The 23,721-nt window shown below is 70.6% G+C and carries 20 protein-coding genes and 3 pseudogenes; 13 read left to right on the forward strand and 10 right to left on the reverse strand.

The window, feature by feature from the left end:
• Nucleotides 1-14 precede the first annotated feature (14 nt).
• From CSC68_RS09225 to CSC68_RS09255, 7 genes and pseudogenes are all read right to left on the reverse strand, one after another.
• Nucleotides 15-869, reverse strand: coding sequence for a carbohydrate ABC transporter permease (locus tag CSC68_RS09225; RefSeq protein WP_162203269.1), 855 nt, complete (start codon nucleotides 867-869; stop codon nucleotides 15-17).
• The gene (locus CSC68_RS09230; RefSeq protein ID WP_162203270.1) at nucleotides 866-1,744 is read right to left on the reverse strand and encodes a carbohydrate ABC transporter permease; all 879 of its coding nucleotides are present in this window, start codon (nucleotides 1,742-1,744) and stop codon (nucleotides 866-868) included. Before CSC68_RS09230 ends, CSC68_RS09225 begins: the two co-directional genes overlap by 4 nt.
• Nucleotides 1,741-3,024 (reverse strand): sugar ABC transporter substrate-binding protein, encoded by a 1,284-nt coding sequence (locus CSC68_RS09235; RefSeq protein ID WP_162203332.1) that lies wholly within the window; start codon nucleotides 3,022-3,024, stop codon nucleotides 1,741-1,743. The genes CSC68_RS09230 and CSC68_RS09235 overlap by 4 nt, the downstream gene beginning before the upstream one ends.
• Nucleotides 3,025-3,032: 8 nt before the next feature.
• Nucleotides 3,033-4,639: pseudogene (locus CSC68_RS09240) on the reverse strand (glucoamylase family protein).
• Nucleotides 4,640-4,790: 151 nt separating this feature from the next.
• On the reverse strand, nucleotides 4,791-7,757 hold the full coding sequence (locus CSC68_RS09245; RefSeq protein ID WP_162203271.1) for a TonB-dependent receptor: 2,967 nt from the start codon (nucleotides 7,755-7,757) through the stop codon (nucleotides 4,791-4,793).
• Nucleotides 7,758-7,794: 37 nt separating this feature from the next.
• A complete protein-coding gene (locus tag CSC68_RS09250) occupies nucleotides 7,795-8,868 on the reverse strand; it encodes a LacI family DNA-binding transcriptional regulator (RefSeq protein WP_162203272.1) in 1,074 nt (357 codons plus the stop codon).
• Nucleotides 8,869-8,957: 89 nt separating this feature from the next.
• A complete protein-coding gene (locus CSC68_RS09255; RefSeq protein ID WP_162203333.1) occupies nucleotides 8,958-9,257 on the reverse strand; it encodes a YciI family protein in 300 nt (99 codons plus the stop codon).
• 409 nt (nucleotides 9,258-9,666) lie between these two features.
• Here CSC68_RS09255 and CSC68_RS09260 point away from each other — a divergent pair, with 409 nt between their 5' ends.
• The 3 genes and pseudogenes from CSC68_RS09260 to rluB all read left to right on the forward strand — a co-directional run bounded on the left by CSC68_RS09260 (nucleotide 9,667) and on the right by rluB (nucleotide 12,945).
• Nucleotides 9,667-10,581 (forward strand): segregation and condensation protein A, encoded by a 915-nt coding sequence (locus tag CSC68_RS09260; protein ID WP_162203273.1) that lies wholly within the window; start codon nucleotides 9,667-9,669, stop codon nucleotides 10,579-10,581.
• A 35-nt stretch (nucleotides 10,582-10,616) separates the two neighbouring features.
• A pseudogene (gene scpB / locus CSC68_RS09265) lies at nucleotides 10,617-11,405 on the forward strand (SMC-Scp complex subunit ScpB); the annotation flags it as partial.
• A gap of 22 nt (nucleotides 11,406-11,427) precedes the next feature.
• A complete protein-coding gene (gene rluB / locus CSC68_RS09270) occupies nucleotides 11,428-12,945 on the forward strand; it encodes a 23S rRNA pseudouridine(2605) synthase RluB (protein ID WP_162203275.1) in 1,518 nt (505 codons plus the stop codon).
• A gap of 412 nt (nucleotides 12,946-13,357) precedes the next feature.
• Here rluB and CSC68_RS09275 read toward each other — a convergent pair whose 3' ends face one another.
• The 3 genes from CSC68_RS09275 to CSC68_RS09285 form a co-directional block, all read right to left on the reverse strand.
• Nucleotides 13,358-13,807: a hypothetical protein gene (locus CSC68_RS09275; protein WP_162203276.1), complete on the reverse strand. Its 450-nt coding sequence runs from the start codon at nucleotides 13,805-13,807 to the stop codon at nucleotides 13,358-13,360.
• Nucleotides 13,808-13,895: 88 nt separating this feature from the next.
• Nucleotides 13,896-14,705 (reverse strand): amidohydrolase, encoded by an 810-nt coding sequence (locus CSC68_RS09280; RefSeq protein ID WP_162203277.1) that lies wholly within the window; start codon nucleotides 14,703-14,705, stop codon nucleotides 13,896-13,898.
• Nucleotides 14,706-14,801: 96 nt separating this feature from the next.
• Nucleotides 14,802-15,959, reverse strand: a complete 1,158-nt coding sequence (locus tag CSC68_RS09285; RefSeq protein ID WP_162203278.1) for a pyridoxal phosphate-dependent aminotransferase — start codon at nucleotides 15,957-15,959, stop codon at nucleotides 14,802-14,804.
• A gap of 91 nt (nucleotides 15,960-16,050) precedes the next feature.
• Here CSC68_RS09285 and CSC68_RS09290 point away from each other — a divergent pair, with 91 nt between their 5' ends.
• The 10 genes and pseudogenes from CSC68_RS09290 (at nucleotide 16,051) to CSC68_RS09335 (ending at nucleotide 23,710) form a co-directional block, all read left to right on the forward strand.
• Nucleotides 16,051-16,530 carry a DUF3293 domain-containing protein gene (locus CSC68_RS09290; protein ID WP_246193512.1) on the forward strand — a complete coding sequence of 160 codons (480 nt, stop codon included), beginning with the start codon at nucleotides 16,051-16,053 and terminating at the stop codon, nucleotides 16,528-16,530.
• Nucleotides 16,531-16,733: 203 nt separating this feature from the next.
• The gene (ccmA, locus tag CSC68_RS09295) at nucleotides 16,734-17,372 is read left to right on the forward strand and encodes a heme ABC exporter ATP-binding protein CcmA (protein WP_162203280.1); all 639 of its coding nucleotides are present in this window, start codon (nucleotides 16,734-16,736) and stop codon (nucleotides 17,370-17,372) included.
• Entirely contained in the window at nucleotides 17,369-18,058 is a 690-nt protein-coding gene (gene ccmB, locus CSC68_RS09300; protein ID WP_162203281.1) for a heme exporter protein CcmB, read from the forward strand. Before ccmA ends, ccmB begins: the two co-directional genes overlap by 4 nt.
• A 219-nt stretch (nucleotides 18,059-18,277) precedes the next feature.
• Entirely contained in the window at nucleotides 18,278-19,027 is a 750-nt protein-coding gene (locus CSC68_RS09305) for a heme ABC transporter permease (RefSeq protein WP_162203282.1), read from the forward strand.
• Nucleotides 19,024-19,200 carry a heme exporter protein CcmD gene (gene ccmD / locus CSC68_RS09310; protein WP_162203283.1) on the forward strand — a complete coding sequence of 59 codons (177 nt, stop codon included), beginning with the start codon at nucleotides 19,024-19,026 and terminating at the stop codon, nucleotides 19,198-19,200. Before CSC68_RS09305 ends, ccmD begins: the two co-directional genes overlap by 4 nt.
• Entirely contained in the window at nucleotides 19,197-19,664 is a 468-nt protein-coding gene (ccmE, locus tag CSC68_RS09315) for a cytochrome c maturation protein CcmE (protein WP_162203284.1), read from the forward strand. Before ccmD ends, ccmE begins: the two co-directional genes overlap by 4 nt.
• 69 nt (nucleotides 19,665-19,733) lie before the next feature.
• Nucleotides 19,734-21,656: a heme lyase CcmF/NrfE family subunit gene (locus CSC68_RS09320; RefSeq protein ID WP_162203285.1), complete on the forward strand. Its 1,923-nt coding sequence runs from the start codon at nucleotides 19,734-19,736 to the stop codon at nucleotides 21,654-21,656.
• Nucleotides 21,653-22,228: a DsbE family thiol:disulfide interchange protein gene (locus CSC68_RS09325; protein WP_162203286.1), complete on the forward strand. Its 576-nt coding sequence runs from the start codon at nucleotides 21,653-21,655 to the stop codon at nucleotides 22,226-22,228. Before CSC68_RS09320 ends, CSC68_RS09325 begins: the two co-directional genes overlap by 4 nt.
• Nucleotides 22,225-22,694: pseudogene (locus CSC68_RS09330) on the forward strand (cytochrome c-type biogenesis protein). The gene CSC68_RS09325 and the pseudogene CSC68_RS09330 overlap by 4 nt, the downstream one beginning before the upstream one ends.
• Nucleotides 22,688-23,710, forward strand: a complete 1,023-nt coding sequence (locus tag CSC68_RS09335; protein ID WP_162203287.1) for a tetratricopeptide repeat protein — start codon at nucleotides 22,688-22,690, stop codon at nucleotides 23,708-23,710. Before CSC68_RS09330 ends, CSC68_RS09335 begins: the two are co-directional and overlap by 7 nt.
• The last annotated feature ends 11 nt before the right edge of the window (nucleotides 23,711-23,721 follow it).

A 23,721-nucleotide genomic window follows, 5' to 3' on the forward strand; every position in this document is an offset into this window, starting at 1 on the left:
CATCTACGAACCTCCTATCCCTTGACGCTGCCCAGCAGCAGGCCCTGGATGTAGTAGCGCTGCAGCAGCAGGAACAGCAGCAGCACCGGAACCACCGTCACCACCGCGCCGGCCATCATCATCTCCACGTCCATGATGTGCTCGCGCGAAAGCGTGGCCAGGGCCACCGGCAGGGTGTAGTGCTCCTGGTCGGTGAGCACGATCAGCGGCCACATGAAGTCGTTCCAGGCGGCCATGAAGGAGAAGATCGCCAGCGTCACCAGTACCGGCTTGAGCATGGGCAGGACGATGGAGAAGAAGATCCGCCACTCCCCCGCCCCGTCGATGCGGGCCGCCTCCAGCAGCTCGTCCGGGATCGAGCGCGCGTACTGGCGCACCAGGAAGATGCCGAACACGCTGGCCAGCGCCGGGATCACCACGCCGCCATAGGTGTTGACCAGGTGCAGCTGCTTCATCAGCAGGAACAGCGGCAGCATCGCCACCTGGGCCGGCACCACCAGGGCCGCCAGCAGCAGCTGGAACACCCGCTCGCGGCCGCGGAAGCGCAGCTTGGCGAAGGCGTAGCCGGCCAGGGTGTTGACCAGCAGCGAGCCAAGCGTGATCGCGCCGGCCACCAGCAGGCTGTTGAGGAAGTTGCGGCCCATGCCGGTGCGCGCGAAGAGCGCGTGGTAGTTCTCTCCCGTGACCGCCGAGGGCAGCAACGGCGGCGGGAAGCGGGCGGCCTCGCCGGTAGGCATGAACGAAACCGACACCATCCACAGCAGCGGCGCCAGGCTCGCCAGCGCCAGCAGCAGCAGCGCGCCATTGACCAGCAGCGCATGCAGGCGCGACTGCCCGACCTCGCGGCCGGTGGACTGCCCGGCACTCATACCACCCCCCTGCGGCGTCCCAGCCGCAGCATCAACGTGGTCACCGCCAGGATGACCACGAACAGCAGGAAGGCCACGGCCGAGGCACGACCGAGGTTCCACCACTTGAAGCCTTCCTCGAACATGAAATACAGCACGCTGACCGTGCTCTGCAGCGGATCGCCGCGGGTCATCACGTAGGGCTCGGCGAACAGCTGGAAGTAGCCGGAGACGGTGATCACGCCGACCACCAGCAGCACCGGGCCCAGCTGCGGCAGGGTGATGTGCAGGAACTGCTGCCAGCGCGAGGCCCCGTCGATGCGCGCAGCCTCGTACAGGTCGCGCGGGATGGCCTGCAGGCCGGCGAGGAAGATCACCATGTTGTAGCCGAAGTTCTTCCACACCGCGAACAGGATGATGGTCGGCATCGCCCAGCGCGGATCGCCCAGCCAGTCGACCGGGCTGATGCCCACCTGGCCGAGCGCCCAGTTCACCAGGCCGTAGCTGGTGTGGAACAGGTAGCGCCAGATCACCGCCACCGCGACCAGGGTGGTGACCACGGGTGCGAACAGCGCGGTGCGGAACAGCGCCCGGAACCGTGCCGCCGGCGCGTTGAGCAGCAGCGCCGCGCCCAGCGACACCGCCACCGACAGCGGCACGCCCACCACCACGAAGTAGGTGGTGTTCCACAGCGCCTTCCAGAACATCGGCGTCTGCAGGAGCTCCAGGTAGTTCCGCAACCCCACGAAGCGCAGGTTGGCCGGATCGGCCAGCGCGTAGAGGTCGAAGTCGGTCAGGCTCAGCGCCAGCGCCGACAGCACCGGCAGGGCGAAGAACACGCCCAGCACGATCAGCGCCGGCAAGGCGAAGATCCATCCGGCCAGGCGCGCCTTCATCGGGCCGCCCCCTGCGCCTCGGCGGCGCGCTCGTGCATCCAGCGGCGCTTGGCCAGGATCGCGTCGACCTTGCGGTCGAGTTCGCGCGCCGCGGCGTGCTGGGCCAGGCCGCCGCGCACTACCCGCTCGGTCACGAGGCGCATCTCCTGCACGATCCGCTCCCATTCCAGCACCTTGGGCGCCGGCTCGACCCGCTCCAGCTGGTCGCGGAACGCGGCGGCCAGTGGATCACCGGCCAGCTGCGGGTGCTCCCAGGCACTGCGGCGCGGCGGCAGGTCGCCGATCATGGCGTGGAAGCGCTGCTGGATGTCCGGGCGCGAGAGGAACTCCACCAGTTTCCAGGCCTGGTCCGAACGCGGCGAACCGCGGAACAGGACCAGGCTGGTGCCACCGGCGATGCCCGCGCCCGGGCCGTCGGGGCCGGGAAGCGGCATCGTGCCCCACTGCCCTTCCAGCTGCGGCGGCTGGCGGCGGCGGAACTCGCGGATGTTCCAGGGCCCGGACAGGTAGAAGACGTAGGAGCCGCGGAAGAACTCGTCCCAGACATTCGAGATCTGGGTCTCGGAGACCTTCGGCGCCCAGCCCCGCTCGAACATGCCGGCGTAGAACGCCAGCGCGCGGCGGAAGCCGGGGCTTTCGAAATTGCCGCGGGTGTCGTGGTCGCGCAACAGCGGGTCGCCCTGCTGCAGGGCGAAGGACAGCTGTTGCTCGAACTCGTTGAGCGGCATCAGGATCGCGTGCCGGCCCGGCACGCCCTGGGCCATGATCGCCGCCATCGCCTGCTCCCACTCCGCCCACGTGCGTGGTACCTGCGCCACGCCGGCCTCGCGCAGCAGGTCCTTGCGGTAGTACAGCAGGCGCGTGTCCACGTACCAGGGCACGCCGACCAGCTCGCCGTCGACCACTGCGGTGTCCCAGATCCCCGGGAAGTAATCGGCCTGGTCCACGGTCGCCGAGGCGTCCACCCGCGCCTGCAGCGGCTGCAGCGCGCCCAGCTGGGCGAATTCGGGGATCCAGGTATTGCCCAGCTGGCATACGTCCGGCAGGGCGTCGGCGGCGAAAGCGGTCAGCAGCTTCTCGTGCGCGGCGGTCCAGGGAATCTGCTGGATCTCCACCTCGATCCCGGTATCGCGCTCGAACTTGTCGACCAGTTCGGCCACCACCTCGGCCTCGCGCCCCATGGCCCAGAAACGCACCGGCTGCTGCGCCGGGTCCCTGCCACACGCGGCAAGCCACCCGGCCAGCAAAGGCAGCAGCAGGCAGGTGCGCAGCAGCCGCATGGCACGCATCACTGCTCCGGCGGTTGCGAACGATTGGCCGCGGACGCCTCTTCCCTGCGCTGCTGCGCCTTGCGCTGCGCCTCGGCGGCGGCGGCCGCGATTCGGCCATGCCCAGTGCGCGGGCGGCGGCGGCGCGGGCGTCGACCTGCATGCCTTCCTCCTCCTCGTCGTCGGGCGCAAGCCAGCCCCCGCGGAAGCCGGCCCGTTCCAGGCCGGTGCGGATGTACGGGCTCTTCTTCATCACCGACCAAACGAACTCGTTCCGGTAGTTGGCGATCATGGCCAGGATCGGCCCCTGGTCGATGCCGATGTAGTCGCTGGCCACCCAGCCCTTGCCGGGGACGATGCGCCCGGTCTTGAGCGGGATGTCGTAGTTGAAGCTGGGATTGAACGAGTCCAGGAAGCCGTAGCTGGAGTACAGGTAGTCGCCGTAGCGGCGGTGCATCTCCTCGGTGGCCGGGATCACCACCTCCGGCGCGAACACGATCGAGGCGATCGCCGCGGTCGGGACGATGGTGCCGTCGTCGAAGTTCTCGCGCAGGCCGGCACCGCGCGAGGAGTAGTGGCGGAACTCGCGCTCCTCGCCGCGGTAGATCTGGCGGGTGTTCTGCGGGCCGTCGCCGGCGGTCAGGCCCCAGACGTTCTCGCCGTAGTCCTTCCACTTCATCGGGTTGGCGATGGCGTACTCGCGCTGGGCCAGCGCGGCGCGGCGGCTGTTGAGGAAGTAGTCGATCCCGCGCTCGCGCATGTACTGGTCCTGGATGTCGCGGAAGTCGATCCAGACGTGGCTGTACTGGTGGCCGAACAGCGGGCCGAAGCTCAGGTACTCCTGTCCGTAGTACACGCCCCAGTCGTTGTTGTAGGTGCGGGTCCACACCGTCCAGGCCTCCGGCTCGACCGCGTGGGTCGGCGAGCCCAGGGCCAGGATGTACAGCAGCATGGCCTCGTTGTAGCCCATCCAGTCGTGCTGGATGAATCCGCTCTCCGGGAACCAGCCCATCGAAACCAGCGGTGGCCGCACCTGCAGCCACTTCCAGTCCACCCGGCGGTAGAGCTGGTCGGCCAGGCGGCGGATCTCCACCTCGCGCGGGTCATCGCCGTCGTAATAGGCCTGGGCGAACAGCACGCCCATCATCAGCAGCGCCGTGTCCACGCTGGACAGCTCCACCCAGCTGTCGTAGCGGTGGCCGTTCTGCATGTCCAGGAAGTGGTAGAAGAAGCCCTTGTACGCGCCCCTGCCGGTGGCCTGCGGCCCCTGCGGGATGTCGCGCAGGAAGCGCAGCGTGGTCAGGGTCCGGTCCACCGCCTGGGTGCGGCTGACCCAGCCGTTCTCGATGCCGATCGGATAGGCCGTCAGCGCATAGCCGATCGAGGCGACGCTGGCGAACGGCCGCGAGGGATAGCGGTCCGGGGTCAGGCCGTTCTGCTCGTTGGTGGTGTCCCAGAAGAACTGGAAGGTGCGGCGCTCGATGTCGCGGAACAGCGGCGGCAGCTCCGGGCGTGGCGGACGTTCCGGCAGCACGGGTTCGATCAGGATCACGTCGGGCTTGGGCGGCGGCGGAAGCGCCGCGTCGGGAGCCGGGATCTCCTGCCGGCAGCCTGCCAGCAGGAACAATGCGCCCGCCAGGGCGACGATGCAGCGATGCCAGTACCACCGTTTCAAGCCTGTCTCCCTCGTTGCCGCCGGCGGCGGGGCCGGATCCGCGCGCCCGGCGCCGTGCCGCCGGCCGGATCCGCGAACGGCTCCGGCGGCGGCACGGAAGTCCTCACCAGTCGACCCCGAACGTCAGCTTGAACGTACGCGTCGGCATGGCGATCGACAACGGCGTGCCCCAGGCCGGATTCTGCGCCTCGCCCGGACCGCCGCGCCAGTCCTCGTAGCCATCGTAGTTGGACCAGTTGAACACGTTGAGGACGTCGCCGCGAACGCGGAAGCTGATCCCGCCGCCGGTATCCCAGACTTTTTCCATCGCCAGGTCGAGCTGGCGGAAGTCCTCGTCGGGGGTGTAGCTCTCGTAGTGGCAGTAGGCCGAGATCGAGACGTTGCAGTTCTGGTAGTAGCGCGGCGTGGCGTCCGCCCAGGTGCCCTTGCCGGAGAAGGTCGTGCCCCAGGGACCGTCCCAGATGCCGGTCAGCACCACCCGGTTCTCCGGCACCTTGCCCGGGAACCAGCCATAGTCCTCGATGCGCTCGGCGTTGAACGCGCCCGGCCAGCCGTCGTGCGGGTTGTTCTGCTCCGAGTCGGTCCAGGTATAGGCCAGGGTCACGCCCCAGGGCGATGCGCCGGTGTACGGCTTCTCGACCTTCAGGAACACCGAGCGGGTGCGGGTCTCCAGCGCGTTCTGGGCCAGGATCAGGTTGGAGAACGGGGCGAAACCGATGCCCCACGGCGGCGGATCGGTCGCGTCCGGCGGATCGGCCGGGAAGAAGCGGCCATCGTCGCGACGGTTGCCCAGCAGGAAGGCGATGCCGTCATGGCTGCGGACGTAGGAGAACGCCAGCTCGGTGTTCCAGTCGTGCCCGCCCAGCTCCCACAGGTTGCGGATGCCGAGGCTAAACTGGTCCGAATACGGCACTTCCAGGTCGTTGTTGTTGAGGAACACTTCCCGCGCCCCGGCCATCGACGAGGCGCGCAGGAACTCCGGATCCAGGTAACGCGGATCCCAGGCACGGCAGGTGGCGTCGGCGGCGACGTCGCAGGGATGGGCCGGGGTATCGAAGTCGTAGACGTACTGCCCCCAGCTGGCCTTGGCCACCTCGTTCTGCAGGTAGTCGAACAGGTTGCGGTCGTAGGAGCGCCCGGCGCCGCCGAACAGCACGTGGCGCTGGTCGCCGAAGAAGTCGTAGGAGAAGCCCAGGCGCGGCGCCCAGTTGTCCTTGTCCGCGCTGCGGTTGCGGCCCGTGCTGATGTAGTCCTCGACGTCCACGCTCGAACCCGGCAGCGCGGCATTGGAGGCGCGCAGCGCGTCCACCACCTCCTGCGGGGTGACGTAGTCCTCGTAGCCGGGCGTCTCCTCGTAGTCCCAGCGCACGCCCAGGTTCAGGGTCAGGTGCTCGTTGACCTCCCAGTCGTCCTGGATGTAGATGCCGAACTGCTTGTTGCGCGAGGAGGCCGTGCCGTTGCCGAACCCGGCCACCGGCGCGCCGAACTCCGCGTGCACCGGCACCTCGAGGCTCTCGCGGATGTCGTAGTAGAAGACCGGGTTGTACTTGTTCTGCTCCAGCGTCTCCAGGTCGACCCTCTTGAACTTGATGCCCATCTTCAGGGTGTGGCCGTCCCAGCCGCTGAAGGTCAGGTCGTTCTGGAACGACCAGCCCTTCTGCCCCTTGTCCTGGTAGTTCTCGCTGCCGCCGCTGCGGACGATGGTGTCGGTCCAGTTGCCGTCGCTGAGGTAGTAGCCGGGCACGAAGTTGGCCGGCACCGGGCTCCAGTACGCGTCCTCGTAGGTGAGGTGGGCGTCGTTGAGCCAGTCGCCCGCGGTCAGCTGGTAGCGCAGGTCGACGCGGGTCTCCTCGTTGGTGTTGAGCGTGGCCGCCGGCGGCAGGCGCTGGTCCTGCACCTGGATGGTCTCGCTCTCGTCGCGGTACTTGGCGGTCAGCTCGAAGTAGTGGTTCTCGCCGAACAGCCAGTCGACCTTGCCGAAGTACAGGTCCTCCTTGAACGGCGAGGTATAGGTGCCGCTGCCGTACAGGGCGCGCAGGTCGGCCGGCAGCTGGTCGGGCGTGTAGCCGCGGCCGAGCAGGAAGTTGCGCGGGGTGGAGTACTCCTTGGCCTCGTAGGCGAGGAAGAAGTGCGCGACGTCGCGGATGATCGGCCCGCCGAAGCTGATGCCGTACTGCTCCTGCTTGCTCTCGGCCTTGGTCGCGCCCTCGCGCTCCTCGAAGCGGCTGCGCGAGCGCCAGTCGGTGCTGGTGCGGTCCCAGAAGAAGCTGCCCTCGAACTCGTTGGTGCCCGAGCGGGTGGCCGCGACGATCGCGGCGCTGCTGAGCTGGTCGAACTCGGCCTTGTAGTTCTGGGTGATGACCTTGTATTCGCCGATCGCCGACTGCGGGAACGGATTGCCGCGGCTGGTGTCCTGGCCGCTGATGCCGCCGGTGGTGACGTAGTTCTTCTGCCCCACGCCGTCGATGAAGACGTTGACCGCGTTGGCGCTCTGCGCACCGGAGCGGATCCGGGTGTTGCCGCTGGCGTCGGTGATGAACTGCACGCCCGGCGCGGTGTCGGCGAAGGCGAGGAAGTTGCGGGTGTTCTGCGGCAGCGCCTGGATCTGCTTCTGGGTGACGTAGCTGGCCACCTCCGACGTGCGGGTTTCCACCGCCGCCTGGGCGGTGACCTGCACCGTCTCCATGGTGGTGGCCTCGCCTGCCGGACCGGCCTCGGGCAGCCCGCCGACGCCGAGGTCGACGGTCGCGGTCTGGCCCACCTGCACCGTCAGTTCGCGCGAGGCACCCTGGCCGTTGGCCTGTACCTCGACCCGGTAGGTTCCCGGCGGCAGGCCGGCCAGGGTGTAGCGCCCTTCCCCGGACGCCTGCACCGTCCGGCGCAGGCCCGTGGCGGTGTTCACCGCGGTGACGGTGGCGCCGGCGGCGGGCGCCGAGTCGGCATGCACCTGGCCGCGGATGGTCGCTCCAGTGCTCTGCGCCAGCGCGGCGCCTGCCCCCAGTGCCAGGCAGCCTGCCAGCGCGGCACTGAGCAGGGTGCGCGCATGGCGCTTGGTTCCAAGGCGTTTCATCACGGTTCCCTCCCAGGACTGACGTGCCCGATTGCGGTCAGGCTTGCGTGTTCTCCCTCGGAACGGACGCGGATGCGTCATCGCCATGCCCGCCGCACGAAGCGCGGACCACCAGTTCGGGCGCCAATACCTGCCGGTCGGCTTCGATCTCCGCGTCCGCCTGCGTTGCACTGTCCGGACCCGTTTCGATCTGGTCGAGCAGGCGCTCCAGTGCGCGTCCTCCGAGTTGCGCGATACTCACTCGCATCGTGGTCAAGGACGGGTGAACGAAACGCGCCAGCGGGATGTCGTCGAAGCCCGCGAGCGCGATGTCCTGCGGCACGCGTACGCCCGCCTGCGCGAACGCGTACAGGCAACCGAGCGCCATCATGTCGTTGGCCGCGAACACTGCCTGCGGGCGCTCGCCCGCGGCGAGGATCGCCTGTCCGGCGCGATGGCCGGAGGCCTCGTCGAAGTCGCCCGGATACTCGCGCCCTTCCGCGCCCGGATGCGCGGCGATCGCCTCGCGGAAGCCACGCAGCCGCTCCCGTGCGTCGTAGTTGTGTTCCGGCCCGGCGATGAGGGCGATGTTGCGGTGGCCCAGCCCCAGCAGGTGCTCGACCATCGACACCGCGCCGGCGTGGTTGTCGATCTCGAAGGCCGGCCAGGCCGGCTCGGCCTGGTGCGTGTTGACCAGCACCGTCGGCAACGGCGGCAGGTTCTCCTCGAGGAAGCCGGGCTGGTCGGCGAACGGCGACATCACCAGCAGCCCGTCCACCCGCCCGCGCATCGCGCGCAGCGCCGCCGCCTGCTGCTCGCGGTCGCCGTGGTAGCTGGACAGCAGCATGTGCCGCCGCCGTGCGCGCGCCACCGCGCCGATGCCGCGGATCAGCTCCGAGAAGAATTCTCCATGCAGGTCGGGCAGGACCACGCCGATGGTCTGGGTACTGCGGCTGCTGAGGCTGCGCGCGGCGCCGTGCGGGCTGTAGCGCAGGCGCTGCGCGACCTCCTGGACATGCCTGCGCACACCCTCGGCCACGTTCGCGTGGCCATTGAGGGCGCGCGACACCGTCGCCACCGAGACCCCGGCTTCGCGGGCGACATCGCGGATCGTGACCGGCTGGCGGTCCATGCTCACGTCTCCTGGCCCATGCCGGGCCGCAAGGAATGCAACTTTTCCACCGTGGAGGCCCGGGTCACGCGGAGTTTCCCGGCCGGGGGTCAGGGCAGTACCGGCAGGAACGGCCTGACGTCGGTGCGGGAGTAGACGCCTGCCGCCACGTAGGGGTCGGCATCGGCCCACGCCCGCGCCTCGCCCAGCGAGCCGAACCGCGCGATCACCACGCTGCCGCTGAAGCCCGCCGGGCCCGGATCCTCCGCATCGACCGCCGGGCAGGGCCCCGCCACCAGCAGCCGCCCCGCGTCGCGCAGGGCCTGCAGGCGCGCCAGATGGGCCGGCCGCGCCTCGCGCCGGCGCGACAGCGCGCCTTCGGCATCATGTCCTTCGATCACGTACCACATGCCTGGCATCCCAAGTGCGGGGATCCGATTGTAGCTGCCACCTGTCGGGGCCTACAGGACAAAGCTGGACACGCCGCCGGCCAGCGCTTACCCTTGGCACCATATGCGGCCGTGAAGCGACGGCCCGTCGGCTCCGAACTGCAAGGCCTGACCGGCCCACAGGGGAATCCGGGCGCGGTATCCCCGCCCCATACCCGGCCGCCCGACGACCGATCCGCTGACCGCGAACCGCCACGCAGACGACCTCCCCGGCACCGGCCGCCGCCTGGCGCGACCTGGGCCTGTATTGATGTGCTTATGAGGCGCCCGTCCCGCAGCCGCGCGACGTCCGCCATCGCAGGTGGCACCACGATCCCGGCCGTTCCGGGGCGTTGCGTGCGCCCCTACCCGGGCATGGTTTTCCGAGCAGATGAGTTCCGAACCCGCGCAAGACGCGACCCTGCAAACACCGCCGCCGTCGCCCCCGCAGCAGCAGGAAATGCCGCTGGCGGTGGTCCACGGGCAGCCGTTGCTGCAGATCCCGCAGGACCTCTACATCCCGCCGGATGCGCTGGAAGTCATCCTCGACGCCTTCGAGGGCCCGCTTGACCTGCTGCTGTACCTGATCCGCCGCCAGAACCTGGACATCCTGGACATCCCCGTCGCCGAGATCACCCGGCAGTACGTGGACTACATCAACGTCATGCAGGACCTGCGGTTCGAGCTGGCCGCCGAGTACCTGGTGATGGCCGCGATCCTGGCCGAGGTGAAGTCGCGGATGCTGCTGCCGCGGCCGGCGACCGAGGAAGGCGAGGAAGCCGACCCGCGCGCCGAGCTGGTACGGCGCCTGCAGGAGTACGAACGCTTCAAGCAGGCCGCCGAGGACATCGACGCCCTGCCGCGCATGGAGCGCGACACCCTGCCGGTGCAGGCCCACGTGCCCGACCGCCAGGCCGTGCGCCTGCCGCCGCCGGTGGACCTGCGCGAGATGCTGCTGGCCCTCAACGACGTGCTGCGCCGGGCCGAGCTGTTCAGCGGCCATGCCATCCGCCGCGAGGCGCTGAGCGTCCGCCAGCGCATGGGCGAAGTGCTGCAGCGGCTGGACGACGGCCGCTTCCACCGCTTCGAGTCGCTGTTCACCCCGGAGGAAGGCCGCCTTGGCGTGCTGGTGACCTTCCTGTCGCTGCTGGAACTGGCCAAGGAGCAGCTGCTGGACATCGTCCAGGACGCTCCGCTGGCGCCGATCTACGTCAAGTCGCTGGCGGTCGGCAACACCAACGCCCCGCTGGAATTCCATAGCGAATTCGACGAGAGCGACGACGCTCCCGCCCCGGCGGAAGAGTAATCCCGCCCCACCCTTCAACCGACCCTGCGAGATTCATGGACCAGGCGCTGATCAACCGCATCGTCGAGGCTGCCCTGCTGGCGGCCAACCAGCCGCTGCCGCTGGCGCAGCTGCGCGGGCTGTTCCAGGAGGACGAGCCGGTCCCGCCGGGCGCCGTGGAAACGGCCCTGGAGCAGCTGCGCGAGGCCTGCGTCGACCGCGGCGTGGAGCTGGTCGAGGTCGCCTCCGGCTTCCGCTTCCAGGTCAAGGCCGAGGTCCACCCGTGGGTGGCGCGCCTGTGGACCGAACGCAAGACCCGCTACACCCGCGCCACCCTCGAGACCCTGGCCCTGATCGCCTACCGCCAGCCGATCACCCGCGGCGAGATCGAGCAGGTCCGCGGCGTGGCGGTCAGCAGCAACATCATCCAGGCGCTGGAAGAACGCGAGTGGATCCGCGTGGTCGGCCACCGCGACGTGCCGGGCCGCCCGGCCCTGTACGGCACCACCAAGCAGTTCCTGGACTACTTCGGGCTCAAGCGCCTGGACGAACTGCCGCCCCTGTCCGAACTGAAGGACATCGGCGAGCTGGAGCCGGAACTGCCGCTGGATCCGGACGCGGCCCCGGCCGCTGCCGGTCTCGCCGCCAACGAGCCCGGCGAGTCGCAGCCGCAGGACGACGCGGGTGCCGACGACGACGGCGACGCCGCGCCCGACGGTTCCGGCAGCGACGCGGATGGGCCCGCCCCGGCCGATATGGCCGCCGGCGAGTCCGCCGACGAAGACACCTCCCACTCCCCCGAAGCCGCCCCGGCCGAGGGTCCCGTAACCCAGGCCCCGGACGATACCGATGGCCGGAGCAATACCCATGACTGATTCAACCCCACGCAAGACCCTCGGCAAGCTCTCCCTCAAGCGCAGCGAGGACGCCGCACCGGCCGCGAAGATCGAGGAGCGCCTGCACAAGGTGCTCGCCCAGGCCGGACTCGGCTCCCGCCGTGCGCTGGAACAGCGCATCGCCGACGGCCTGGTCAAGGTCAACGGCGAGGTCGCGCAGGTCGGCCAGAGCATCCGCAGCGGCGACCGCGTGGAACTGGACGGCAAGGCCTTCGTCGCCTCCGCCCTGACCGAGCCGGCCCGCGTGCTCATCTACAACAAGCCCGAGGGCGAGGTCACCACCCGTGAGGATCCCGAAGGCCGCCCGACCGTGTTCGAGTCGCTGCCGCGCCTGAAGGGTGCGCGCTGGATCGCCATCGGCCGGCTGGACATCAACACCACCGGCCTGCTGCTGCTGACCACCGACGGCGAGATCGCCAACGCGATGATGCATCCGTCGTACGAGGTCGAGCGCGAGTACGTGGTGCGCGTGCGCGCCCCGGAAGGCCAGGAAAGCGTGCCGGACAGCGTCGTCGACCGCCTCGCCCGCGGCGTGGCGCTCGAGGACGGCCCGGCGAAGTTCGACCAGATCGAGCGCATCGGCGGCACCGACTCCCATGACTGGTTCAAGGTCGTGGTCAAGGAAGGCCGCAACCGCGAAGTGCGCCGCCTGTGGGAATCGCAGGGCTGCCAGGTCAGCCGCCTCAAGCGCGTGCGCTACGGCAAGGTCAGCCTGCCGCGTGAACTGCTCCGCGGCCAGTCGCAGGAGCTGCCGCAGGAGCAGGTCGAGGCGCTGCGCAAGGAGCTCAAGCTCGATGACACCGCCCCTTCCACCCTGCCCCTGCAGCCGGTGATCGGCCAGCGTCGCGCGGCCAAGACCGCGGTGCGCGTCGGCCAGGGTGGCCAGGCCTACGTCAACGGCCACAACACCGCCGACGAGGGCCGCGAACTGCGCCGTTTTGACCATGTCCGCGAGGACCGTCGCGGCGGCCGCGGCGGCAAGAAGCCACACGGTGGCCTGACCGTCAGCGGCGAGATGGCGGCCAAGCAGTCGCAGAAGCCGGTCAAGCAGCGCAAGCAGAAGGGCGCGCTGAAGCCGCTGCCGGATGGCCATCCGGCCGCGTTCCGCACCTGGTACGTGCCGGAAGGCGTCAGCACCGGCCCCAGCGGCCATCGCAACGCCGGTCCCGGCGGCAAGCCGCGTCCGGGCGGCAAGCCCGGCGGCGGCCGTCCTGGTGCCGGCCGCCCCGGTGGCGCCGGTGCAGGCGCCGGCCAGGGTGCGCCCAAGGCCGCGCGTCCCTACGGCCATCCGGGCAACGCGGTGCACTTCCCGTCCGACCACGCCACGCCGGGCCAGGATCGCGGCCCGCGCGGCAACGCCGGCAACCGCCCGTCCGGCAACCGTGCTGGCGGGCGGCCCGGCGGCGGTGGTCGCCCCGGTGGCGGCGGCCGTCCGGGCGGTGGTGGCCGTCCCGGTGGCGGCGGCTCGCGCGGCCCGCGCCAGGGCTGAGCCCCGCTGAAGTACCCGCGGCTCCCCGGAGCCGCCCAACCTGCCCGCCATGCGCGGGCAGGTTCGTTTCCGGAGCCTGGAAAGGCCGCTGATGCGCGACTCGCGTGCGCTTGTCCGCCAGGGCCCGTGCACGCGCAGGCATCGCGTCACCAGGGGGCAGCGCATCCCTCCCACGTCGTCCCGGCGCATTTCCAGCAGACGAATACCTGCCCGCGGGGCCCAGCGCTCCTACGCGTCAGTGCGTGGAGCGGACCGACCGCACGTCGAAGCGCCTCGCCAGAGGCCAGACATGGCCTTTATCAGGCTCGCCCAAAACAAAGGGCTGGTGCCCAGACAGGCAACCAGCCCCTCGCCGGATCCGGATCCCGATTTACCAGTCACGAATCACGAATCACCAATCACCAGCCGACAATCACTCGATCACGAATTTCCCGAAGGCCACGCCCAGGTCCCAGCCCTTGCCCGTGCCCGCCAGGGCCAGCGAAACCTCGCCCTTGGTCATGACCTGGGCCTTGCTGGACTTGGCCGCGCCGGCATGGACCTCGGCCGTGGCATAGGTGCCGAGGGTGTCGGCGATGCTGTTGACGCCGGAGAACTCGCCCACGCCATTCTCGATCTTCGACTTGCCGAAGGTCAGGCCGCCGCCCTTGGCGGTGATCTTCACCGCACGGCTGGCGCCGTTGTCGCAGGTGATCGTGCCCGTGCCGGTGGCGGTCTTGTAGAACACCGACCAGCCTTCCAGGTTGAAGCGCAGCTTGCAGTCCACCTCGCCTGCCTGCGCCTGGGGCAGCGCCAGTACGCCCAGGCCGAGGACCAGGGCCACGGACAGGACACGGGAAGCGGAACGCGTACGTCGGATCATGGGAGCCTCCGGAAGGATCGTGCGGCGAGCATATAGCAGGCCCCCGTGCCGCCGCCGTGCACCGGGGCAACCGTTCGTCGGCAACGGTTCAGCGAGCAGGATCGCGCAGCTCGAACGGATCGGCGTCCAGCATCGCCGGGAAGTGCTCGCGGTGCGCAGCCAGGGCCGGGGCCGACAGCGTGGTGGTCAGCACCTGCTCGCTGCCATGGGCTTCGACCTGGGCATGGCCGAGGAAATCGACCACCGCGCTGTCGCCGTCGTAGGCCAGGCCGTTGCCGTCGCGGCCAACGCGGTTGACCGCCGCCACGTAGCACAGGTTCTCGATCGCCCGCGCCCGCGCCAGGGTCTTCCAGGCATGCGCGCGCGGTGCCGGCCAGTTGGCCACGAACACCTGCAGGTCGAAATCCAGTCCATCGGGCCGCTCCACGCCGTAGCGGTTGCGGCAGAACACCGGGAAACGCAGGTCGTAGCAGACCTGCGGATTGATCCGCCAGCCCTTCCATTCCACGGTCAGGCGCTCGCGGCCCGGCGCATAGCGCTTGTGCTCGCCGGCGTAGCGGAACAGGTGGCGCTTGTCGTAATGCGCCAGCGCGCCATCGGGCGTGGCCCACAACAGGCGGTTGAACACGCCCTGCTCCGTGCGCAGCTGCACGCTGCCGGTCACCGCCGCGTCCAGCGCGCGCGCCTGCTCGCGGATCCAGGCCACGGTCGGACCGTCCATGCCCTCGGCACGGTCGATCGCCTCGTTGGAGAAGCCGCTGGTGAAGGTCTCCGGCAGCACCACCAGGTCGGTGGCACCGGCCAGCGGCGCGATCAGCGCGCCGTAGTACTCGCGGTTGGCCTCCGGGTCGTGCCAGCGGGTGTCGCCCTGGACGAGGGAGATGCGCAGGTCGTTCATGGTGATTGGTGATTGGTGATTGGGAAGAGTGGTGCTTTGTGTCTGCGGCACGGACGGCGATCATGCTTCTTCGAATCACGAATTACGAATGACCAATCACAGTGCTTTGAGGCGCTCGATTGCCGCATCCAGCGTCGCCTCGTTCTTGGCAAAGCACAGGCGGGCGAGGCGCTGGCCGGAGGGCGGGGTCTCGTAGAACGGGGACAGCGGGATCGCGGCCACGCCCTTCTCGATGGTCAGCCACTTCACGAACTCGTGGTCCGGCAGGTCGCTGACCTCCGAATAGTCCACCAGCTGGAAGTAGCCGCCCGGCACCGGCAGCGGCTTCAGCCGGGTGCCCAGCAGCTGCTCGCGGAAGCGGTCGCGCTTGGCCTGGTAGAAGGCGCCCAGCTGCTCGTCGTGCTCCGGTTCGTCGCGGATCATCGCCGCGAAGGCGTGCTGGGCCGGGGCGAAGGTGCAGAACACGTTGTACTGGTGAACCTTGCGGAACTCGGCGCTCAGCGCCGGAGGGGCGATGGCATAGCCCACCTTCCAGCCGGTGCAGTGGTAGGTCTTGCCGAAACTGGACACCACGAAGGCGCGCTCGCGCAGCTGCGGCCAGCGCAGCACCGACTCGTGCCGGCGGCCGTCGAACACGATGTGTTCGTACACCTCGTCGGACACCAGCAGGATGCCGGTGCCGTCCAGCAGCGCGGCCAGCTCGCGCATGTCGTCGGCGCTGAACATCGCGCCGGACGGGTTGTGCGGGCTGTTGATCATCAGCAGGCGCGTGCGCGGAGTGACCGCGGCGCGCACCTGGTCCCAGTCCACGGCAAAGGTGGCCGGATCCAGCGGCACGTGCACCGCGCGGGCACCGGCCAGTTCGATCGCCGGCTCATAGCAGTCGTAGGCCGGGTCGAGCACGATCACTTCCTCGCCCGGGCGCACCACTGCGTGGATGGCGTTGAAGATCGCCTCGGTGGCGCCGCTGGTGACGGTGATCTCGCTGTCCGGATCGACCGTGGCGCCGTAGCAGCGCAGCGCCTTCGAAGCGATGGCCTGGCGCAGCACCGGCGCACCGGTCATGGGCGCGTACTGGTTGTGGCCCTCGCGCATGGCCCGGTCGAGTTCGTCCACCAGCCGCTGCGGCACAGGGAAATCGGGGAAGCCCTGGCCCAGGTTGACCGCACCGTGCTCGGCCGCCATCTGCGACATCACGGTGAAGATGGTGGTGCCCACCCGGGGCAGCTTGGTCGGCGGGATCTGCAGCGGCATCGTGGTTCGTCGCGGGGGTCTCGGGAGGGGCGAGTGTACGAAAAGGCGACCCGGGGGATGATGGGCCATGGCGCATAAGCACATTCCCGCAATGCAGCCGGCCACCCGCGGACTGCTGGGGGCCTATCTGGAAGCACGCTACGAAGTCCATGGTCCGGGCGGCATCCTGCTGCTCCGGCCGGGCCAGCCGGCGCCGCAGGGGCTCGACGCCGTCCTCCCCGCAGCGCGCTGGACTTTGATCACCGCCTCCAACCCCGGCTCGCAGCCGCGCTCCGGCGCCGACAACCACCGTGCAGATGCCATCCTGCAGGCCGGACTGGACGCCCTCGGCCTGCGGCGCCTGCCGACCCTCGCCAGCGACCCCCAGGGCAACTGGCCGGAACCGGGCTGGCTGGTCGCCGACCTGTCCACCGCCGACACCGATGCCCTCGCCCGACGCTTCGGCCAGGCGGGCGTGCTGCACTGGCGGACTGGCGAGGCGGTAAGGCAGCGGATCTACCTCGCGCCGCCGGCGGATGGACTGGAGGGCATCGACACGACCTGCGTGGAGTGGGTCGTCCCGCCCCCGTAGGCGTCCCCCTCCCACTACGAGGGGGATCAGAGGAGAGGGCCGGTCCCCGGCGCAGCCCACACCCGGGCACCCAGGCATCCCGACCCTCACCCCTGCCCCTCTCCCGTGGGTAGAGGGCGGGCGGCTCGCTACCGGACGCGCCATCTCCACGCAATGCGTGCGGGCAAGTGCCACGCCAGCGCCCACGGCTACAATGCGCGGCGATGACCGACACTGCCCACGCCCCGCTGCTGGCCGCCCACGGCCTGGCGTTCGCCCGCAACGAGGAGCCGGTGTTCGGCCCGCTGGATTTCGCCGTGGACGCCGGCGAGGCGCTGCTGGTCCAGGGCAGCAATGGCAGCGGCAAGACCACCCTGTTGCGGGTGCTGGCCGGGCTGCTGCGCGCCGACTCCGGCCAGGTGCTGATCCAGGGCAAGCCCGCCGCCCCCGACCTGCGCGCCCGCGCCGTGGCCTACCTGGGCCACCTGCCGGCGCTCAAGGGCGAGCTGACGGTGCTGGAGAACCTCGACTTCCTGTGCGGCCTGCACGGCCGCCGCGAGGGCCAGCGGATCGAGGCCGCGCTGGAGATCACCGGCATGGCCGGCTACGAGGACGCCCCCGCCCGGCAGCTGTCGGCCGGGCAGAAGAAGCGCGTGACCCTGGCCCGCATGTGGCTGTCGCCGGCGCCGCTGTGGCTGCTGGACGAGCCGTACGCCAACCTCGACCTGGAAGGCATCAACCTGGTCAACCGCATGGTCTCGGCGCACCTGCGGGACGGCGGCGCCACCCTGCTCACCACCCACGGCGCGTACGCCGCGCCGCCGGTGCGCACGCGCATGCTGATGCTGGGAGGCCAGGCATGAGCGCCGCGCCCGGCCTGCGCCAGTCCGCCCGCGCCCTGCTGCTGCGCGACCTGCGCCTGGTCTGGCGCCGCCGCGGCGACGCCCTGCAGCCGGCCCTGTTCGCCCTGCTGGTGGTGGTGATGTTCGCCCTGGCCATGGGCGGCGGGCGCGAGGTCCTGCGCGACCACGTCGCCCCCTACGCGATCTGGGTGGCGGTGCTGCTGGCCGGCCTGCTGTCGCTGGACAGCCTGTTCCGCGGCGACGCCGAGGACGGCTCGCTGGAACAGTGGCTGCTGGCGCCGGTGCCGCTGCCCTGGCTGGTGGCGGTGCGCACCTTCGGCCACTGGCTGACCACCACCGTGCCACTGCTGCTGGTGGTGCCGGTGCTGGGCGAGTTCCTGTACCTGCCGCGCGCGCAGCTGCCGATCCTGATGCTGACCCTGCTGCTCGGCACCCCGATCCTGAGCCTGCTGGGCGGGGTGGTCGCGGCCCTGACCGTGGGCCTGAAGCGCTCAGGCATCCTCGTGGCCCTGGTGGCCCTGCCCCTTTACGTGCCGGTGCTGGTGTTCGGCGCCGGCAGCGTGGCCGCCGCCGCGCAGGGCCTGGACCCCACCGGCGCCCTGCTGCTGATGGGCGCCGGCCTGGTCGCCAGCACGGTGCTGGCGCCGCTGGCCGCGGCCGCGGCGATCCGCATCGCCCAGGGCTGAACCGGCGCATTGCGCCTGATCAAGGCAGAATGTCGCCACGGACCGCAGCATGGTCCGCGTGCCGAACCGCCCCGCAGCGCCTGATGCGCTGTCGGGGTGGACATTTTGTCCATGCGTCCGGCTTGGCCCATGGGGGCCAGTCTGGAAAAATGCCCTGAACGAGCCCGTCCGGCAGGCTTCCACCCGCCGGCGCCAACCGCGAGCGACGTGACCCTTTCCATGAAACCGGTGATCCGCTGGTTCCACCTCCTCGGCTCACCGCCGTACTTCGACCGCTTCGCGGCGCGCTGGGCGCCGTGGTTCTGGGCCGCGGCGCTGCTGACCCTGGGCGTCGGCGCGTGGCTGGCCCTGTTCCACGTGCCGGCCGACTACCAGCAGGGCGACAGCGCCCGGATCCTCTACATCCACGTGCCCTCGGCCTGGATGAGCATGTTCGTGTTCGCGCTGATGGCACTGTACGCGGCCATCGCCCTGGTCTGGCGGATCAAGCTGTGCGAGATCCTGGCCATGGCCTGCGCGCCGATCGGCGCCGGCTTCACCGTCATCACCCTCGCCACCGGCTCCATCTGGGGCAAGCCGATGTGGGGCACCTGGTGGGACTGGGACCCGCGCCTGACCACCGAGCTGATCCTGCTGTTCCTGTACCTGGGCGTGATCGGCCTTTACCACGCCGGCGACGACCGCCGCGCCTCGGCCCGCGCCGCCGGCCTGCTGGCCATCGTCGGCGTCGCCCTGCTGCCGGTGATCCGCTACTCGGTCGAGTGGTGGGATTCCCTGCACCAGGGCCAGACCATCCGCGTGTTCGGCCAGTCCAGCATGGACGCCAGCATGATGGCGCCGCTGTGGTGGATGGTGATCGGCACCAAGTTCTGGTTCGCCGGCTCGCTGCTGGCGCGTGCCCGCGCCGACAACCTGCGCCGCGAGGCCGGCAAGGACTGGGTGCGCAAGCTGGCCGGAGGCGACGCATGAGCTACCTGCCCTACGTGATCGGCGCGTACGCCGTGTTCGCCGCCGTGTTCCTGTGGGATTTCCTCGCGCCGCGGCTGCAGGTCCGGCGCCAGCTGCGCGCCGCCCGCCTGCGCGCGCGCCGCGACCGCAAACCGTCCGGGCGCTCCGCCGCGGACGTGGAGTTGACCCGATGAATCCGCAACGCCGCCGCCGGCTGCTGCTGGTGCTGGTCCTGGTACTGGCTTCCGGCCTGGCCACCGCCCTGGTCGCCATGGCCCTGCAGCGCAATGTCGCCTACCTCTATACCCCGGCCGAAGTGCTGCGCGGGGAGGCCGGCGAACGCGCCCGCTTCCGCCTCGGCGGCATGGTCGAGAAAGGCTCGTTCGAGCGCCCCGCCGGCTCGATGGAGGCCAGTTTCCGCGTGACCGATGGCGACGCGCAGCTGCCAGTGCGCTACACCGGCATCCTCCCCGACCTGTTCCGCGAGGGCCAGGCGGTGGTCGCCACCGGGCGCATGGAAGGCGGCGTGTTCGTGGCCGAGAACGTGCTGGCCAAGCACGACGAGACCTACATGCCCAAGGAAGTGGCCGACAAGATGGGCGTGGCGCACCAGAAGCACGAGGTGCAGGTGCCGGCGCCCGGGACCGAACAGCAGTGATGGTCCTGGCCCGCGCCAGGTCGTCCATCCGGGGGACGCATGCTTCCTGTCATGCCGCAGGAGGCAACCATGCTGCCTGAACTGGGCCAGGTGCTGATGGCCCTGGCGTTGCTGGTCTCCGCCGTGCAGGCGCTGTTGCCGCTGGCCGGGGCCCACCGCAACGATCCGCGGCTGATGGCCTTGGCCCGCCCGGCCAGCTACGCGATGCTGGCGCTGGTCGGCGGCGCCTTCGCCCTGCTGACCTGGGCCTTCGTGTCGCAGGACTTCTCGGTCCGCTACGTCGCCACCAACTCCAACTCGCTGCTGCCGATGGTCTACCGCTACACCGCGGTATGGGGCTCGCACGAGGGCTCGCTGCTGCTGTGGGTGCTGGTGCTGTGCGTGTGGAACGCGCTGGTGGCCGCCCTCTCGGGCAACCTGCCGCAGGCGGTGGTGGCGCGGGTGCTGGGCGTGCTGGGCATCGTCGGCTGCGGCTTCCTCGCCTTCCTGATCTTCACCTCCAACCCGTTCGAGCGCCTGTTGCCGGCGGCGATGGAAGGGCGCGACCTCAATCCGCTGCTGCAGGACCCGGGGATGATCATCCACCCGCCGATGCAGTACGTCGGCTGGGCGGGGTTCTCGGTGCCGTTCGCCTTCGCCATCGCCGCGCTGCTGGACGGCCACATCGATGCGCGCTGGCTGCGCTGGGTGCGGCCGTGGACCAACGTGGCCTGGGCCTTCCTGACCGTGGGCATCGCCCTGGGCAGCTGGTGGGCCTACTACGAACTGGGCTGGGGCGGCTGGTGGTTCTGGGATCCGGTGGAGAACGCGGCATTCATGCCATGGCTCGTGGGCGCAGCCCTGATCCACTCCCAGGCCGTGACCGAGAAGCGCGGCAGCTTCCCCGGCTGGACCCTGCTGCTGGCCATCGCCGCGTTCTCGCTGTCGCTGATGGGAACCTTCCTGGTGCGCTCGGGCGTGCTGACCAGCGTGCACGCCTTCGCCGCCGATCCGTCGCGCGGCCTGTTCATCCTGGTATTCCTGGGCCTGGTGATCGGCGGCTCGCTGCTGCTGTACGCGCTGCGCGCCGGGCGCCTGGACCCGGGCGCCGGCTTCCAGCCGGTCTCGCGCGAGACCCTGCTGCTGCTCAACAACCTGCTGCTGGCCAGCGCCTGCGCGATGATCCTGCTGGGCACGCTTTACCCGCTGCTGGCCGATGCCCTGGACCTGGGCAAGATCTCGGTCGGCCCGCCCTACTTCAGCCTGCTGTTCTTCGTGCTGATGGCGCCGCTGCTGGCGCTGGTGCCGCTGGGCCCGCTGGCGCGCTGGCAGCGCGAGCAGCCGTCGAAGCTGGCCGCCGCGCTGCTGCCGTGGCTGGGCGTGGCCCTGGGCGCCGGGGTGGCCGCCTACTTCACCGCGCCGCAGGGCGCGTGGAAGACCGCGCTCGGCGTCGCCGGCGCGGCCTGGGTCGGGCTGGGCACGCTGCGCTTCGTGTGGGCGCGGCTGCGCAACAGCGGCCGCCTGACCGCAGAGATGTGGGGCATGGTCCTGGCCCACCTGGGCTTGGCCGTGTTCGTGGTCGGCGCCCTGCTGGTGGAGGCGCAGAACGTGCAGCGCGAAGTGGCACTCAAGCCGGGCCAGACCCTGGAGGTCGGCCGTCATGCCTTCCTGTTCCAGGGCGTGGACCAGCTGCAGGGCCCGAACTACCTGGCCGACCGCGGACACGTGCAGGTCCTGCGCGACGGCCGTGCGCTGGCCCTGCTGCATCCGGAGAAACGCGCCTACGCCAGCGGCGGCCAGGTGATGACCGAAGCTGGCATCCGTCCCGGCGTGACCGCCGACGTCTACGTCGCCCTGGGCGAGTCGCTGGGCGATGGTGCCTGGGCGGTGCGCGTGCACATCAAGCCATTCGTCCGCTGGATCTGGGGCGGTGCGGCGCTGATGGCGCTGGGCGGCCTGGTGGCCGCCGGCGACCGCCGCTTCCGCCGCGTGAGCAAGGAGAAGACCGCATGAACACTCCGCAGAAACCGCAGGGCCTGCCGGTGGTCGCCGTGGTGATCGGCGCCCTGTTCTTCGTCGGCCTGCTGGGCCTGATGCTGCACGGGGTGATGCGTTCCGGCGATGCCGACCGCGACGTGCTGCCCTCGGCCCTGATCGGCAAGCCCGCGCCGGAATTCGTGCTGCCGATGCTGCACGACCCGTCGGGGCGGATCGGTTCGGCCGAGCTGCGCGGCGCGCCCTACGTGCTGAACGTCTGGGGCAGCTGGTGCGCGGCCTGCCGCGAGGAGCACCCGGTGCTGACCCGGTTCGCCGAGACCCGCCGCGTGCGCGTGGTCGGCTACAACTGGAAGGACGAGCCGGACGACGCGCTGCGCTGGCTGGAACAGTTCGGCAACCCGTTCTTCGTGGTCCTGGCCGACTACGAGGGCCGCTACGCGCTGGACTGGGGCGTGGCCGGCGCACCGGAGACCTTCCTGGTCGACGGCGCCGGCGTGGTGCGCTGGAAGCACACCGGCCCGCTGACCGAGGAGGTCGTGGCCGAGCGCCTGCTGCCGGCGCTGGAACAGGTGGAGCGGACGAAATGAGCACCACCGTGCGCGCCCGCGCCTGGCGCCTGCTGCTGGCCGCCCTGCTGGCCGCGGCGCATGCGCCGCTGGCGCTGGCCCAGGTGGCCGGCGATCCGGCCCCGCTGGCCTTCAGCGACGCCGCCGAGGAGGCGCGCTTCCGCGCCCTCACCGCCGAACTGCGCTGCGTGATGTGCCAGAACCAGTCGCTGGCCGATTCCAACGCACAGATCGCCCATGACATGCGCCGCGAGGTGCTGGCGCTGATGCGCCAGGGCCGCAGCGACGCGCAGATCCGCCAGCACCTGGTCGAGCGCTACGGCGAGTTCGTGCTGTACCGGCCGCCGTGGACCGCCACACCTGGCTGCTGTGGTTCGGTCCGGGCCTGGTCCTGCTGGGCGGCGCGGCGGTGGTGTGGACCATCGTGCGCCGCCGTGCACAGGTCGCCCCGGAGCGCGACGACGACACCTCGGAGCAGGAATGGTGAGCACCCCTGTCCTGCTGTTCGGCCTGCTGGCCCTATGCGTGGTGCTGGCGGTCTCGACCTGGGTCCTGCTGCCGCTGGCCCGCCGCGGCGCGATCGTCGCCGGCGTGGCGGCCCTGTGCGCCGGCCCCTTCGCCCTTTACCTGATGGTCGGTACGCCCGAGGCGCTGCGCGATCCGAGCGCGAACATCGCCGAGCCGGCAAGCCTGGAAGAGGCCGTGGCCCAGCTGGCCGCCGAGCTGGAACGCAATCCCGACCAGCCCGAAGGCTGGGCGCTGCTGGCCCGTTCCTATTCCACCCTCGGCAACCACGACGGCGCCCGCGACGCCTACGCGCGCGCGCTGCAGCTGGCGCCGGACGAGCCCGACCTGCTGGTCGACGCCGCCGAGGCCCGCGCCCTTGCGCATCCGCAGCGCCTGCTCGACGAACAGTCCATGGCCTGGCTGCAGCGCGCACGCCAGCTCCGCCCCGACCATGCCCGCGCCGGCTGGTTCATCGGCGTCGCCCAGCGCCAGGCCGGCCAGGCCGCCGAGGCCGCGCGCACCTGGGAATCGCTGCTGTCCGGGGTCGACGAGGCCACCGCGCGCAGCCTGCGGGTACAGATCGACGCCGCCCGTGCCGATGCCGGCCTGCCGCCGCTGGACGCGCCGGCCGCGGTGGCGCCCGGCCAGGGCCTGAAGGTGAGGGTCGCGCTGGATCCCGCCTTCGCCGAACGCGCACGCCTGGACGGCGAGGCCGCGGTGTTCGTGCTGGCGCGCGTGCCCGACGGCCCGCCGATGCCGGTGGCGGTCGAACGCCACCGCGTGCGCGACCTGCCGCTGGAAGTGGTGCTGGACGACCGCGACAGCCCGATGCCGACCCAGAAGCTGTCGACGATGGACGAGGTCGAAGTGCTGGCGCGGATCTCCGCCGCCGGCAGCGCCAACCGCGGCGAAGGCGACGTGGAATCGGCCCCGGTGCGCGTGCGCCTGCCGGCCGAAGGCACGGTGGAGCTGACCCTGGGCGCGCCCGCGCCCTGAGCTTGCGCAAT

The organism is Pseudoxanthomonas suwonensis (assembly GCF_010093235.1).
In the GTDB taxonomy this organism is placed as follows: domain Bacteria; phylum Pseudomonadota; class Gammaproteobacteria; order Xanthomonadales; family Xanthomonadaceae; genus Pseudoxanthomonas; species Pseudoxanthomonas suwonensis.